Origin of the sequence: Pseudobutyrivibrio sp. C4 (assembly GCF_900111635.1) — a bacterium.
In the GTDB taxonomy this organism is placed as follows: Bacteria; Bacillota; Clostridia; order Lachnospirales; family Lachnospiraceae; genus Pseudobutyrivibrio; species Pseudobutyrivibrio ruminis.
The window spans coordinates 411,907-427,679 of record NZ_FOHF01000001.1 but is presented as its reverse complement, the minus strand read 5'-3'; the positions used below and the strand labels follow the sequence as shown (position 1 = coordinate 427,679).

Annotated in this window: 12 protein-coding genes; all 12 read left to right on the top strand. The window is 38.0% G+C overall.

The features are described from left to right. The first annotated feature begins 15 nt into the window (after positions 1–15). The 12 genes from BMY66_RS02050 (at position 16) to BMY66_RS01995 (ending at position 15,750) form a co-directional block, all read left to right on the top strand. Positions 16–2,775: an FtsK/SpoIIIE family DNA translocase gene (locus BMY66_RS02050; RefSeq protein ID WP_242942667.1), complete on the top strand. Its 2,760-nt coding sequence runs from the start codon at positions 16–18 to the stop codon at positions 2,773–2,775. Positions 2,776–2,791: 16 nt separating this feature from the next. Beyond that, positions 2,792–4,462, top strand: a complete 1,671-nt coding sequence (locus tag BMY66_RS02045) for a formate--tetrahydrofolate ligase (RefSeq protein ID WP_090393989.1) — start codon at positions 2,792–2,794, stop codon at positions 4,460–4,462. Between the two features lies 1 nt (position 4,463). Then, positions 4,464–5,438 (top strand): tetratricopeptide repeat protein, encoded by a 975-nt coding sequence (locus BMY66_RS02040; RefSeq protein ID WP_090393988.1) that lies wholly within the window; start codon positions 4,464–4,466, stop codon positions 5,436–5,438. A 179-nt stretch (positions 5,439–5,617) separates the two neighbouring features. Then, positions 5,618–6,097 (top strand): 23S rRNA (pseudouridine(1915)-N(3))-methyltransferase RlmH, encoded by a 480-nt coding sequence (rlmH, locus tag BMY66_RS02035; RefSeq protein WP_044934340.1) that lies wholly within the window; start codon positions 5,618–5,620, stop codon positions 6,095–6,097. Between the two features lie 27 nt (positions 6,098–6,124). Further along, positions 6,125–7,429 carry a pyrimidine-nucleoside phosphorylase gene (locus BMY66_RS02030; RefSeq protein ID WP_090393987.1) on the top strand — a complete coding sequence of 435 codons (1,305 nt, stop codon included), beginning with the start codon at positions 6,125–6,127 and terminating at the stop codon, positions 7,427–7,429. Position 7,430: 1 nt separating this feature from the next. Then, positions 7,431–8,417, top strand: a complete 987-nt coding sequence (locus BMY66_RS02025; RefSeq protein ID WP_090393986.1) for a PhoH family protein — start codon at positions 7,431–7,433, stop codon at positions 8,415–8,417. Between the two features lie 50 nt (positions 8,418–8,467). Then, positions 8,468–9,610: a hypothetical protein gene (locus tag BMY66_RS02020; protein ID WP_177175556.1), complete on the top strand. Its 1,143-nt coding sequence runs from the start codon at positions 8,468–8,470 to the stop codon at positions 9,608–9,610. After that, positions 9,607–10,104, top strand: coding sequence for an rRNA maturation RNase YbeY (ybeY, locus tag BMY66_RS02015; protein WP_090393984.1), 498 nt, complete (start codon positions 9,607–9,609; stop codon positions 10,102–10,104). Before BMY66_RS02020 ends, ybeY begins: the two co-directional genes overlap by 4 nt. 20 nt (positions 10,105–10,124) lie before the next feature. After that, positions 10,125–11,258: a DUF3048 domain-containing protein gene (locus BMY66_RS02010; protein WP_090393983.1), complete on the top strand. Its 1,134-nt coding sequence runs from the start codon at positions 10,125–10,127 to the stop codon at positions 11,256–11,258. 46 nt (positions 11,259–11,304) lie between these two features. Continuing rightward, positions 11,305–12,948 carry a putative polysaccharide biosynthesis protein gene (locus BMY66_RS02005; protein WP_242942666.1) on the top strand — a complete coding sequence of 548 codons (1,644 nt, stop codon included), beginning with the start codon at positions 11,305–11,307 and terminating at the stop codon, positions 12,946–12,948. A 4-nt stretch (positions 12,949–12,952) separates the two neighbouring features. Then, positions 12,953–14,167, top strand: coding sequence for an aminoacetone oxidase family FAD-binding enzyme (locus BMY66_RS02000; protein WP_090393981.1), 1,215 nt, complete (start codon positions 12,953–12,955; stop codon positions 14,165–14,167). Continuing rightward, positions 14,164–15,750 (top strand): NAD(P)/FAD-dependent oxidoreductase, encoded by a 1,587-nt coding sequence (locus tag BMY66_RS01995; RefSeq protein WP_090393980.1) that lies wholly within the window; start codon positions 14,164–14,166, stop codon positions 15,748–15,750. The genes BMY66_RS02000 and BMY66_RS01995 overlap by 4 nt, the downstream gene beginning before the upstream one ends. Positions 15,751–15,773 lie beyond the last annotated feature (23 nt).

Below are 15,773 nucleotides of genomic sequence, written 5' to 3'. Positions count from 1 at the left end.
GTAAGAGGTTATATATTGGCAACAAAAGGGACGAATAATTCTAAAAGAAAATCAAATAATTCCCGCAGAAACACTACTAAAAAAAGCAACAACAAATCTACTTCCACAAGAGCTAAAAAGGCTTCTATGGAGGTTGAATTCGAGGACCCATTTTTCGAGGATTCTTCAAAGGAAATTATCCTTTGGGGTTCTTTAGTGCTGTGCATTTTACTTTGTATTAGCAATTTTGGGCTTGGCGGAGTTGTAGGTAATGCCATTGCCGATTTCTTGTTTGGTATTTTTGGCATTATTCAGTTTATCTTGCCTTTTATGGTTGCATTTTCTGCATTTTTCATTATTTCAAACTATGGTAACAAGGTAGCAGTAGCGAAAGTTATTGCAGGTTCTGTTTTACTTATATTTATTAGCGTATTTGTGGAGCTTATTATCCATGGGCAGGATGTATTAGGGCCACTTTCTACATTTGAATATTCGAGGGATAACCACAATGGTGGAGGCCTTTTGGGAGGCGCCATCGTTTTTGGAATATATGATAGCTTCGGTTTGTTTGGAGCTTACTTAATAGATATTATCGCAATGGTTGTTTCTACAATCATTATTATTGAGCGTTTTGCTTTCGATAGAGTGCAGCAATCATCTAGATATCATGCTGATAGGGCAGCTGCTAAGAGACGCGCAAGAAGAGAACGTCAGCTTATGGAACGTGAAGCAAATCAAACCAGATACAATTCTGACCGTCAGGCTATTATTGATAAAATTAACGAGGAAAAAGCTCTCGAGCTTGAGCAAATGAATCAAAAGGGTGGTTCAAGAAGAGAGAGAAAGCATTCTGGCGTTACTACCAACACAACACTTATGCCAGATTTTTCAGAAGCATCATTGTCTGCTGATGGTGTTAACGAAATCAAAATCAACATGGCTGAAGGAGAGTCTGATGTAGAAATTACAAATACAAGCAGGCATCGCCTTCGTTCCGGAGATAAAAAGTCTAAGAGCACACATTCTTTCAAGAATGTTACACCTCTTGTGGCTACAAACGAAACAGCTACATTTATTTCGCCAGAGCAGCCAGTAGTGGTTGAGCCAAAGGTTGCTGTTGCACCTAAGCCAGTGGAGCCTGTTATTAATACTCCGGCTCCTACACCTGCTCCAGAGCCTACACCAGAGCCAGAAGCAGTTATGGAACCAGTGACTTCTACTAGAAAGCCTAAGCCATCGGCTTCTACTCAGGCAGAAATAGAGGATTCATCAGAATCTCTTAGAGCTTCTATTGAGTCAGATAAAAAGAAACCTAAGAAGCCATTTAAGCTTCCACCTATTTCATTACTTAAGGATGCTAAGAAGGGCGCGGGAGATTCTAGAGAGTATCTTCAGGAGATGGCTGGTAAGCTACAGCGTACACTTGGCAATTTTGGTGTTCAGGCTAATGTTACTGAGGTTACTTTGGGACCATCAGTTACTCGTTATGAGCTTGAAATCGCAGAGGGTACTAGAGTATCAAAGGTTGTAAACCTTTCTGATGATATTAAGCTTAATATGGCTGTTACTGACGTTCGTATAGAAGCCCCAATTCCTGGCAAATCTGCTATTGGTATTGAGGTTCCAAATAAAGAAAAGACAATGGTTTCTTTCAAAGAGCTTGTATCTTCGAAAGAATTCAAGAATGCTAAGTCAAAGATTTCCTTCTGTGTTGGAAAGGATATTTCAGGTAGCGTAGTTGTTGGAAATATTGAAAAGATGCCTCACCTTCTTATTGCAGGTGCTACGGGTTCTGGTAAATCAGTATGTATCAATACCATCATCATGAGTATTCTTTATCATGCCACACCTGATGAGGTTAAGATGATAATGGTTGATCCAAAGATGGTAGAGCTTTCTGTATACAATGGAATTCCTCACCTTCTTTTACCTGTTATTACTGACGCTAAAAAGGCGGCAGGAGCTCTTCATTGGGCTGTAAAGGAAATGACAGATAGATACGAGCTTTTGGCATCGGCAGGAGTGCGTAATATCGAAGGATTCAACGAAAAAGTTGATTCTGATGCATTGCCTGAGTCTATACCAGAGGAAAAGCGTGTGAGAATGTCACAGCTTGTTATTATTCTGGATGAGGTTGCGGACCTTATGATGGTTGCCGCAGCTGATGTAGAAGATTCAATTGTTAGATTGGCTCAGCTTGCCAGGGCAGCAGGTATTCACTTGATTATCGCTACACAGAAGCCTACTGTTAATGTTATTACTGGTCTTATCAAGGCTAATGTTCCTTCAAGAATTGCTTTCTCTGTTTCATCAGGAACAGATTCACGTGTTATTCTTGATATGAATGGTGCAGAGGATTTGCTTGGAAATGGTGATATGCTTTATGCTCCACAAAATCTTTCTAAGCCTATTCGTGTACAGGGTGCCTTTGTCAGTGATGATGAAGTAAGTGCAGTAGTGGATTTCCTTAAAAATAATAACGAAAATGCAGAATACGATTCGAATATAGAGGCTCAAATTCAAAACTCTGAGACTGGATCTGGTTCAGTGTCAATCTCTGGAGAACCTGACAATTCTAGAGATCAACTATTCAATGAAGCAGGTCGTCTTGTTATAGAAAATCAAAAGGGTTCTATTGGCTATCTTCAAAGAAACTTTAGGATAGGCTTTAATAGGGCGGCACGTATCATGGATCAGCTTGCGGAAGCAGGCGTTGTTGGTCCTGAAATGGGTACTAAACCTAGAGAAATACGCATGTCCATTTCAGAGTTTGAAGAACTAATAAAAGCAAATTAAAAGGGAGTCATTTCAAATGAAGTCAGACATTCAAATCGCTCAGGAAGCACAAATGGTCAATATCAAGGAGGTAGCAGCTTCACTTGATATCAGGGAGGATGATTTAGAGTTTTATGGAAAATATAAAGCTAAATTATCTGATGAATTATTATCCAGCATTCAGGGTAATAAAGATGGCAAGCTTGTGCTTGTAACTGCAATCAATCCAACACCAGCCGGAGAAGGCAAAACAACAACTTCTGTTGGTTTAGGTGAGGCAATGGGAGTTCTTGGTAAGAAGGCATGTCTTGCCCTTAGAGAGCCTTCACTTGGACCTTGCTTTGGTATCAAAGGTGGTGCCGCAGGTGGTGGATATGCTCAGGTTGTTCCAATGGAAGACTTGAACCTTCACTTTACTGGTGATTTTCATGCTATAACATCTGCAAATAATTTGCTTGCAGCTATGCTTGATAATCACATTCAGCAGGGTAATTCACTAGGAATTGATCCTAGACAGATTGTATGGAAGCGATGTCTTGATATGAATGACAGAGCCCTTAGAAATATTGTCGTAGGTCTTGGAGCAAAGGCAGATGGAATGGTTCGAGAGGATCATTTTGTTATTACAGTAGCCTCTGAAATCATGGCTATTCTTTGCCTTGCAAACGACATGAAAGATTTGAAAGAGCGACTTGGAAGAATCATCGTTGCTTATAGTTTTGACGGAAAGCCTGTTACTGCTAATGATTTACAGGCTACAGGCGCTATGGCAGCCCTGCTTAAGGATGCCTTAAAGCCTAATATGATTCAGACACTTGAGCACACACCAGCTATAGTTCATGGGGGCCCATTTGCAAATATTGCACATGGATGCAACTCTGTTAGAGCTACAAAGGCTTCAATGAAGCTTGCAGATATCACAATTACTGAGGCTGGTTTCGGTGCTGATCTTGGTGCTGAAAAGTTTTTTGATATCAAGTGTAGAATGGCAGGTTTGAAGCCTGATGCTGTTGTTTTAGTAGCAACTGTTCGTGCTTTAAAATATAATGGTGGTGTTCCTAAAACAGAGCTTACTACAGAAAACTTAGATGCTTTAAAGAAGGGTATTGTTAACCTTGAAAAGCATATTGAAAACCTTCAGAAATATAATGTACCAGTAGTAGTTACTCTTAACTCATTTATTACCGATACAGAAGCAGAGACTAACTTCGTTAGAGAATTCTGCGAGTCTCGTGGATGCGAATTTGCACTTTCTGAGGTTTGGGAGAAAGGTGGACAAGGTGGCGTAGAGCTTGCAAAGAAGGTTCTTTATGTTCTAGAAAATAAAGAAAGCAATTTCAAGCCACTTTACGATGATTCACTTTCACTTAAAGATAAAATTAAGACCGTTGCAACAGAGATTTACGGCGCAAAGGATGTGGCATACTCAGCTGCAGCTGAACGCGAATTAAAGAGAATAGAAGAGCTTGGAATGGGAGATTTCCCAGTATGTATGGCAAAGACTCAGTATTCATTATCTGATGATGCTACTAAGCTTGGCCGTCCAACAGATTTCACTTTAAATGTTCGCGAAGTATATGCTTCAGCTGGCGCAGGTTTTGTAGTTGCTGTAACAGGAAGCATTATGACAATGCCAGGCCTTCCAAAGCAGCCAGCTGCCAACAATATCGATGTTACTGACGATGGAGTAATTACAGGATTGTTCTAAAATGAAATGTAAAAAATGTGGAGCTGAAATTGAAAATGGTCTTATGTACTGCCCATCTTGTGGGGAGTCTATTCAGCTTGTGCCTGATTACAATGTTTTAGAAGAAGAATTACTTTCAAAAGTTGTAGAAGATAAAAACAAATCAAAGGATGATAAGTTTGCTACAGGTGTTTATCAGATTCAAGAGGAAGCACCTGCTGCAAACACACCATCCAAGACTCAACCTCAACCAAAGCCTGAGCCAAAGGTTTTTACAAAAAAGATAAAGGCTTTTCTTTTGGTAGCGTGCTTGCTTGTTGCCATAATAGGTGTTTGCATGTTTATTCCTTATATGGGTGCGCATACTTATGACAATATTATGAATCAAGCAGTGGATGCCGAATCTAATGAGCAATATGCAAAGGCTTTAGGTTACTATGAAGAGGCATATGAAATCGACCCTACATCATTTGAGGTTATTTATGGTTTGGGCCGTATGTATTACATGGTTAAGGATTATGACGACGCTATAGAGATGCTTTATCTTGCGCTAGATAGTGATCCTACCAATAAAAAAATATATACATATCTTCTCAATGCTTTATACGCAAATGGTGATATGGATGGAATTTCAGCTTTGCTGGAAACATCACCTAGTGATGAAATTACAGAGATGATTAATTCATATTTTCTTTCAGCACCTACATTCAACTTAGCTGGAGGCAATTATGAAGAGGATCTTCTTATCCAGATTACCGTTAGCGGAGATTATAAAATCTTTTACACCTTGAATGGTAAAAGCCCAATTACAACAGGCAAACAATACACAAAACCGATTCCTTTGACTGAGGGTACTACAGAAATAAAGGCTGTAGCACAAAATGATGCAGGAGAATACTCTGATATTGTTAGTGCTACATACACTATTACTTACCCTGAAGTTGAGGAACCAGAAGAAAGTACGGGAGAGGATGTGACAATTGATGTTACTAACTAATTTATGTTTAACAGAATGTTCACAAGATTTCCGAATTTTTTACATAATTAATTAGTATCATTACATCATCTCATTAAGAGATACATTTTTCATAACATTATTCTCCCTTTGAAAGACACGTCACCGCAGGCGTGTCTTTTATGTTGTCTAAATCATTCAAATGGGCTAAAATATAACCTATGAATGTTAAAATTCTATGCGTAGGTAAAATCAAAGAAAAATTCTTTAGAGATGCAATTTCAGAGTACTCGAAGAGGCTCTCGAAATACTGCAATTTAGAGATAATAGAGGTCTCCGATGAAAAGACATCAGAGAATGCATCTGATACTGAAATATCACTTGTAAAATCCAAAGAAGGCGAAAGAATTTTAAAGCACATTAAAGAAAAAGATTTTGTTATTGCCCTTGCAATACTTGGAAAGCAACTGGATTCTGTTGCTTTTTCTAAATATATAGAGAATCTTGGAATCTCTGGACACAGCAGTATAGCTTTCGTTATAGGTGGTTCTTTGGGGCTTTCTGATGAAGTTATGAAGCGTAGTGATTATCAAATTTCTTTTTCTGAGATGACTTTCCCTCATCAATTAATGCGTGTGGTTTTACTTGAGCAGATATATCGGGGAATGCGAATTATGAATAACGAGCCTTATCACAAATAGGCAATAAATATAAGGGGTTTTGTTACTATGAGAATGTACGACTTAATTGAAAAAAAGAAACTTGGAGAGGAGCTTTCTACCCAGGAGATTTATCATATTGTTAATGGATATACAAATGGCGAGATACCAGATTATCAGATTTCTGCACTTCTTATGGCTATCTATTTTAGAGGCATGAATGTTAGAGAACGCTATGATCTTACTATGGCTATGCGTGATTCTGGCGATATTCTTGATTTGTCTTCAATCGATGGTGTTAAAATTGATAAACACTCTACAGGTGGTGTTGGCGACAAGGTTACACTTGTCCTTGGACCAATTATCGCATCTATTGGTGTGCCTGTTGCAAAGATGAGTGGTAGAGGCTTAGGCCATACTGGCGGTACTATTGATAAGCTTGAAGCTTTTCCTGGTTTCAATGGAGCTCTTTCTGAGGAGGCCTTCATTAATCAGGTAAACAATATTAAAATCGCAGTTACTGGTCAGTCTAAAAATCTTGCTCCTGCAGATAAAAAGCTTTATGCACTTAGAGACGTTACAGCCACAGTTGATGAGATTTCTCTTATCACAGGTTCTATCATGTCTAAAAAGCTTGCTGCCGGTACAGATGCTATCGTTCTTGATGTTACAGTTGGCGATGGCGCCTTCATGAAGACAAAAGAAAAGGCATTAGAGCTTGCAAAATCCATGGTTGATATTGGTAAGCGAGCAGATAAAAAGATTGCTGCAGTTCTTACAAATATGGATGAGCCACTTGGTTTTGCAGTAGGAAACAATCTCGAAGTTATTGAAGCAATCAATGCCTTAAAAGGAAATGGTCCAGAGGACTTAATGGAAGTTGTTTATGAGCTTGGTTCTCAGATGATTGTTTTCTCAGAAATTGAGACTGATAAAGCTAAAGCTAGAAAGCTTATGGAAAATGCAGTAGCAGATGGTAGTGCATTTAACAAATTTGTAGAGTTTATTCAGGCACAAGGTGGCGATTCAAGCTTTGCAACTGATATTAGTAAATTTGAGCCGGCTAAATATGTAGTGCCAGTTGAGGCTCAGTCTGATGGATATGTTCACGCATTGAAAGCAGAGGCATTTGGTCTTGCTTCTATGTCTCTTGGCGGAGGTCGCGAGACATTTGAGGATGTTATCGATATGGCTGTTGGTATTGTTCTCAACAAAAAGGTTGGGGATGAAATCAAAAAGGGCGAGCCTATCTGCTATATCCACGCAAATGATGAGAGCAAAATCAAAAATGCTATGGAGATGATTAACTCAGCTACAGTTATTGCTCCAGAAAAATGTAACCACATGGACTTGATTATCGATATTGTTGAATAAAATGAGCGATTTTTCTTTAAGTATTAGTATTCCGGCTGAGCACATCGACAATATTTTTGGCCAGTTTGACAAAAACATCAAAACCATAGAAAAGGGGATGGGAATTTCCTTTATTCTTAGGGATGATGTTATCAAAGTAGTAGGTGAAAAATCCCATGTTGAACATGGAATCGTTGTTGTGGATGAGCTTTTATCCCTTTCAAAAAAGGGAAGTATTATAACTACACAGGATGTTAATTATATTATGTCAATTGAGCAGGAAAAAATAGAAAATCATGATGTTTCAGAAGCTAGAGGCGAGATAATTTGCCATACAACCACAGGTAAGCCTGTAGCTCCTAAGACACTAGGACAAAAGAAATATGTAGATGCAATCACCAACAACATGATTGTATTTGGCGTGGGCCCAGCAGGTACTGGTAAAACATATCTTGCTATGGCAAAGGCTATTACAGCCTTTAAAAACGAGGAGGTTTCTAGAATCATTCTTACTCGTCCAGCTATTGAGGCAGGAGAGAAGCTAGGTTTCCTTCCAGGAGATTTGCAAAGCAAGGTAGATCCTTACCTCAGACCATTATATGATGCTCTGTATCAGATAATGGGTGCTGAAGCATTTCAGCGCAACATGGAAAAGGGCCTTATAGAGGTAGCCCCTCTTGCTTATATGAGAGGCCGTACATTGGATAATGCCTTCATCATTTTGGACGAGGCACAAAATACTACGCCAGCCCAGATGAAGATGTTCCTTACTAGAATTGGCTTCGGTTCAAAGGCTGTAATCACAGGTGATAAGACTCAGAAGGATTTACCTACAGGAGTTAAATCAGGCCTTGATGATGCCATGGCAGTTTTAAAGAACATTGATGACATAAAGATTTGCAATCTTGATGCAAAGGACGTTGTTAGACATCCACTTGTTCAAAAGATTGTAAATGCGTATGAAGTACACGACAAAAAAATACAAAGCAAAAATAAAAAGGCGAAATAATGAAATGGACTAATCGTTTTTCCACTACAAGATTATTGTATGCAATAGGCATGGCGTTTGTTTTTATTATTGCCAACACTTTAATGTGTTCCTTTGCCTCTGTACTTATGGACAAATATATTTGCTTAGTTGCAATTAATATTTGTTTCTTTTGCTTACAGTTTTTACTTATTATCAGAAGACGCTTAGAGCAAAAGCTTCCAGAAAAAAACTATATATCCTACGGAAAAATTACATTCGTTATTTTGGTAGAATGGATTTTGGTTATCGCTATGTCGTTGTGGGCACCTGATTTTTTTGCTCCATTCATAGTGCTTCCGATTATTGCCAGTAGTGTTTTTGAGGATAGCCTTTCAAATGCTTTGAGTCTTTATTTGGTGGTAATTACATCTCTTTGCTGGGATTACAATAGTTACACTATTCTTTGTTATATTACGCTGATTCTTTTTGGCGGTGTGCTATCCGCATTTCTTAGAAAAGGAGAGACACTTCAAAAGTTGTATGCGCTAATTATGGTTTTTGCAATTACAACACTAGTGTCTATAGTATTTTATTACTTTAATTATCTTGAGTTATCATTTTCAGTGTTATTTTATGGCTTGATTGATGGCGTAGTGGCATGCTTAATTATAGCGGCTATCTTCCCTGTAATTAGCAGATTTGTGGATAGAGAACAGGTATTGATATACGATACCTTCTTGGATCCGGATTACACTCTATGCAATGAAATCCGTAAGCTATCCTACATCGAATACCAGCATGCAATGAGACTTTCAAGATTATCTAGAAAGTGTGCCGCAGCAATTAATGCCAACGAAAATCTTGCTGCTTGCGCAGGACTTTATTATCGCCTTGGCAAAATCGAAGGTGAGCCAATGATTGATAACGCAATCAAAATTGCAAACAATCATTGTTTTCCAGCTGAGGTTATTCAAATTCTGGCTGAGTATGGCGGAATAGTTATTTTGCCTAGCTCAAAAGAATCGGCCATTGTTCATATGGTGGATTCAGTTGTTACAAAGGTAGAGCTTTTTGATTCTGATTCAATGAGCAGTAGTTGGAATCAAAATATGGTTATATATCAAACCATTAATGAGCTTTCACAAAAAGGCTTCTACGACAACTCAGGACTGACCATGAATCAGTTCTTGAAGATTCGTGAGATTTTAGCAAATGAGGATATTTTAGCATGACAATTTTAATGGAAAGCGAAACAGAAGTTGATTTCGACTTCGATTACGAGAAAGTTGCAAAAGATGTGGTGAACACTGCTTTGGATTATATGAAATTCCCTTTCGAAACTGAAGTAAGCATCACTCTGACAGACAACGATGGCATACAGGTAATCAATAAAGAATTCAGAGGTATTGATTCACCTACCGATGTATTATCATTCCCAATGATTGAGTATGAAAATCCTGGTGATTTTTCAAAAATAGAAGAGAATGATGATTTATTTAACCCTGAGACAGGAGAAGTAATTCTTGGAGATATAGTTCTTAATATTCCTCGTATTCATGCGCAAGCAGAGGAATATCAGCATTCAAATCTCAGAGAGTATGCTTTTCTTATAGCCCATAGTATGTTACATTTAATGGGGTTTGATCACATGACAGAGGAGGAAGCTTCTGTTATGGAAGAAAAACAAAGGGAGATATTAAACATACTAAATATTTCTCGAGATTAATGAAAAGGAGACACTAATCTATGAAAAAACAATTAGTATCCGCATTGCTTGTTTTGACTATGTGCACATCATTGATTGCCTGCGGCAAAGATGAAGCAGACGATACAGCGGCTGATGATGCAGCAAGCAATACAGCACAGGAGGTAGTTGAACCAGTTGATGATTCTGCAGCTTTTTGGGATCAGGTTTCAGAAGATGGCAAGGTTCGAAGCTACTTAACTGGAGATTGGGTTGATGCTGAGTATGGCAGACAGCGCCCAGTTGCAGTCATGATTGAGAACACAAAGGCATGTTTACCACAGTATGGTATTGGTAATGCTGGTGTTATCTATGAGTGTGTTGTTGAAGGTGGAATCACACGTATGATGGCTATCTTTGATGATTATTCAGGATTAGACCAGATTGGTAATATCCGTAGTTCACGTCCTTATTACGTATATTTTGCTAGTGAGTATGATGCTATTTACATGCATGCAGGTGGAAACCCAGCAGCATTCGAGCTTATTGATGACAAGAATCTTGTAGACAACATCAATGCTCTTACAGTAGAAGGTACAAAGGGTAAGGCAGCTGCTTTCAGAACAGGTAAGGGTGAGCACACTCTCTATACAAATTCTGATGGTATTGATATTGGTATTGAAAAGCTTGGATATGACACAGAGCTTCCATCAAACTATGAGCCTCACTTCACATTTGCTGCAGATGGTAATGACCTTTCTAGCGGTGAAGATTGCCAGGCTATCCAGCTTTACTACTATACAAACAAGCCTTATTGGATTTACAACGAGGATGATGGTTTATATTACAGATACGAGTTCAATCAGAAGCAGGTTGATGCAATTACTGGTGAACAGCTTACAGCTAAGAACATTATTATTCAGAATGTAGAGTGGTGGACATATGAAGGATCTCAGTATCTTGGATACCTTCTTTCATACAACACAGGTACTGGTAAGTACATCTCTAATGGAAAGATGATTGATATTGTTTGGTCAAAAGATGGTGATACTGATATCACACATTATTATGACTTAAACTCAGGCGAAGAAATTCAGCTTAATGTTGGTGTAACTTGGATTCAGGCTTGCCAGCAGGATTACACAGATGAAACTGTATACTATGCAGATAAATCAGAATTTAGTAAGGCAAATTAATTAGTTTATGAATGCTAAAAAAAGGCGTAGCGATACCGGCTTTTTAATGCAGGGATCAATTCTTGCTATGGCTTCAATTATCAGTCGTATTGTGGGACTTATTTACAGAGTCCCACTTACGGCTACTATTGGAAAAACAGGAAATGATTACTACGGTACCGCTTATGAAATTTACAACATAATATTACTTATATCTTCTTATAGCATACCTCTCGCGGTATCAAAGCTAGTTTCAGCGAGAATAGCCAAAGGGCACATTAAGGACGCAACTAAGGTTTTACATGGCGCCCTTCTTTTTGCGTTTATAAGTGGTGGTATTGCATCCATAATTGTATTCTTTGGAGCAGAGTTCTTTACAGGTACTGTTTTAAAGACACCTCTTGCGGCTATTGCTTTAAAGGTTTTGGCGCCTACATTACTTGTAGTTGCTATTCTTGGTGTATTTAGAGGCTTTTTCCAGGGCCTTGGCACAATGATTCCAAGTGCTATTTCTCAGATAGGAGAGCAGTTGGTTAACGCTGTTGTTTCTGTAGTGGCAGCAACTATATTATTCAGCTACGGAAAAAAGGTTGGCGGTGTTTTAGGTAATGTTTCAGATTATGCAGCTGCTTTTGGTGCGGCTGGTGGAACACTTGGAACATCTACAGGTGCTTTGTTTGCTCTTTGTTTCATTATTTTCATTTTCTTTGCTTTCAAGAAGGTCCTTAAGAGAATGATAAAGAAGGATAGACATAAGCATTTTGAAACCTTTGGGGATATTTTACCAGTTTTAATTATGACAATAATCCCTGTACTGCTTAGTACAACGGTTTACAATATAAGCTCTATAATAGATCAGGGTATTTTCAAAAATCTTGCTTTGTTGCAGGGCTATGATTCAAAGGTTACCAGTGAATCATGGGGTGTGTTCACTGGTCAGTATAAGGTTCTTATAAATGTACCTTTAGCAATTGCATCTTCAATGGCTGCATCTACAGTTCCTAGTTTAACTGCTGCTTTCAATTCAAATGATAAAGAAGTAGTTAAAAGACAGATTAACGCAGCTAATAGATTTGTTATGGTGATTGCTTTCCCATGTGCTGTAGGACTTATGGTACTTGCTTCACCAATTATGCTTTTGTTATTCAATGATGCTGAAAGCTCATCTGCATTAATGCTTATTATTGGTGGATGCTCAGTTGTTTTCTATTCCCTTTCAACTCTTTCCAATGGAATTCTACAGGGAATTGATAAAATGACTATTCCTGTAAAAAATGCGCTTATTGCACTTGTTGCTCATGTTGCACTTTTGTTTGTATTGATGGAAGTATTTAAATTACACATCTATGCTGTAATCATTGCTAATGCTTTTTATGCACTTATGATGTGCTTCCTTAATCAATCTGCAGTACTTAGATTCTCTGGAGCAAGGATTGATGTTAAAAAGGTTGTACTTGCGCCACTTGAAGCATCAGCTCTTATGGGACTAGTTGTTTATCTCATTTATCATATGCTGGATGCCATTTTAGTTATTGGTATGTCAGAAAAGGTAGCAAACCTTTTTGCATGTGTTATTTCTATAGTTGTTGGAGCGGTAGTTTACTTTGTTGCTATGCTTCTCTTTAAAGGTATAGATGAGGAAACACTATTAAAATTCCCTGGTGGAACAAGACTTTGTCAGATAGCATATAATTTACATTTGTTGAGGTAGTTTTATGAATACAGATGAAAAGGTATATGATGTTTGTATAATAGGTGCCGGTTTTTCAGGACTTGTTCTCGCAATCAAACTTGCGAGAGCAGGTCTTTTGGTCTGTTTAGTGGAATTAAATCGTATGGTTGGCAGAAGAATTTTATCTACTGGCAATGGCCGATGCAACTTCACAAACAGTAGAATGGGGGCTCAGTATTATTACAGCAATCACAGCCTTGATTTTATTTCAGATAATCATAATGATTTACGCCAATTTCTTAATGAATTAGGGGTATACGACAAGGATTTGGATGGATATTATTATCCGATTACAAATCAAGCTAAAACAGTTAGAGAAGCACTTGAAAATGAAATTGGTTTTCTTGGAATCGATGTTCTTCTTGATAATAGAGTTACAGAAGTTTCAAAGGCAGATTTATTTAAAGTTACTACCACTAGAACTATCGTAAATACGAAGAAGGTTTGCGTTGCTTCAGGTGGACTTGCTGCTGCAACTCTTGGTTCTTCTAAAATCGGTTATAAAATAGCACAAAGCTTTAAAATGAAAACAACTAAGCTTTCGCCGGCCCTTGTTGGTGTTAAATCTTCAAGCCAGTGCTTAAAAGAATTAGCAGGAGTGAGAGCTACAGGTGTAGTTTCATACAAGGATTACAGTTGTGAGGGAGAAATCCAATTCAATAAAGATAGCGTGTCAGGATATCCAATCATGTGCATTAGCCGTTTCATCGGCTTTGATGAGCTGGATAAAAAGCTATCGGATATACGAATTGATTTTATTCCTTACCTTTCAGCAGAACAATTGAAGGATGAGCTAACTAAAAGATTTAATCGTAATCCAGAAGCCACAATTTTGACTGCGTTGGTTGGTCTTTGTAATGAAAAAGCTATTGAACAGGTGGTTAGTTATTCTCGAATTTATGGTGACACCACTGTTGATCGCTTAGACGAAGAGGATTTAGAGAATCTTGTTTACTTCTTCAAGAGTTTCACAATCTCTGTAGATGGAACAAAGGGCTTTGACAGCGCTCAAGTTACAGCTGGAGGTGTTGATTTATCAGAAATCGATACTTCTTCAATGGAATCGCTAAAATGCAAAGGTTTATATTTTACTGGTGAAGTATTAGACGTAGATGGAATATGCGGAGGATACAATCTTAACTGGGCATATACATCTGCTGATATTGCATCTAAATCGATTATAAAGGAATTACAATGATTAGAATTGATCAAGTTAAGGTAGAGGTATCAGGACAAGAAGCTGATTTAAAACAGGTAATTGCAAAGAAGTTAAAAGTCAGCGAAGGTGAAATCAAGTCTTTAGAGATTTTAAAGAAGTCTGTAGATGCCAGAAAAAAGCCAATTATTTACTTCGTATATTCGATAATTGTTCAATTATCAAATGATAATGAAAAGAGAATATTGGCTAAATTTAAAAAAGATAACAATATAAATAGCTATGTTCCTAAAGCTTACAATATGCCAAAAGCATCAGATTGGACCGGAGATAGACCTATTGTAATTGGTGCTGGACCTGCTGGATTATTTGCAGCATATATTCTTGCTTTAAACAACCTTAATCCTATAGTTTTTGAACGAGGAAAAAAGGTTGATGAAAGAACAGCTGATGTTGTTAAATTCTGGGAGACTGGAATTCTTGATACCACATCTAATGTACAGTTTGGCGAGGGCGGTGCTGGAACATTTTCAGACGGCAAGCTAAACACCCTTGTAAATGACAAATTGGGACGTAACAAATTCGTTCTGGATACATTTGTGAAATTTGGTGCTAACAGTAATATTTTATATGATTACAAGCCTCATATCGGCACAGATGTATTAAAGAATGTCATTGCAAATATGAGAGATGAAATCATCAGACTTGGCGGTGAGTTTTACTTTGGTACAGCTGTTGATGAATTTATTATTGAAAATGAGAAAATCATTGGTGTAAAAGCTGGTGATAAAACATACAAATCAAGTCATGTGATTCTTGCAGTAGGACATAGCGCAAGAGATACATTCAAAATTCTTCACGAATCTGGCGTTTATATGGAGGCAAAGGATTTTGCTGTTGGATTTAGAATCGAGCATCCTCAGGAGATGATTTCTCGCAGCATGTATGCAGATGGCTACAAAAACCTTGAGCCTGCACCATACAAGCTTGCTACTAATCTTGATAATGGCCGTGGCGTTTATTCATTCTGTATGTGTCCAGGTGGCTTTGTAGTTAATTCTTCATCTGAGGAAAACAGGCTTGTTGTTAATGGTATGAGCTATTCAAAGCGTGATAGCAAAAATGCCAACAGCGCCATTGTCGTATCAGTTGGTGGGCGAGAGTTTGATAAAACAAATCCTCTTGCAGGCGTAGAATATCAGCGCACCCTTGAAGAAAAAGCATTTAGCTTGTGCAATGGAAAAATTCCACAGCAGCTGCTTGGAGATTTTAAACTAAAGAAATTGTCTTCTAGCTTCGGTGATTTCTCTTCTGAAACAAAGGGGCAGACAGCATTTGGATTGCTATCTGATATATTTTCTCAGGAAATTTACCAGTCTGTTATTGACGGCATAGGTGTTTTTGGGACTAAAATAAAAGGGTTCGATAGAGATGATGCGATTTTCTCTGGTGTTGAAAGTAGAACTTCTTCTCCAGTAAGAATTAGTCGTGATGAATTCTATCAGGCTAACATAAAAGGTCTATATCCTTGCGGAGAGGGTGCAGGCTATGCAGGTGGTATAACATCTGCTGCAATGGACGGAATGAAAGTTGCAGAGGCTGTTATATCCAACATGAATTTATAAGAATAGGTGGGATAATAATTGGC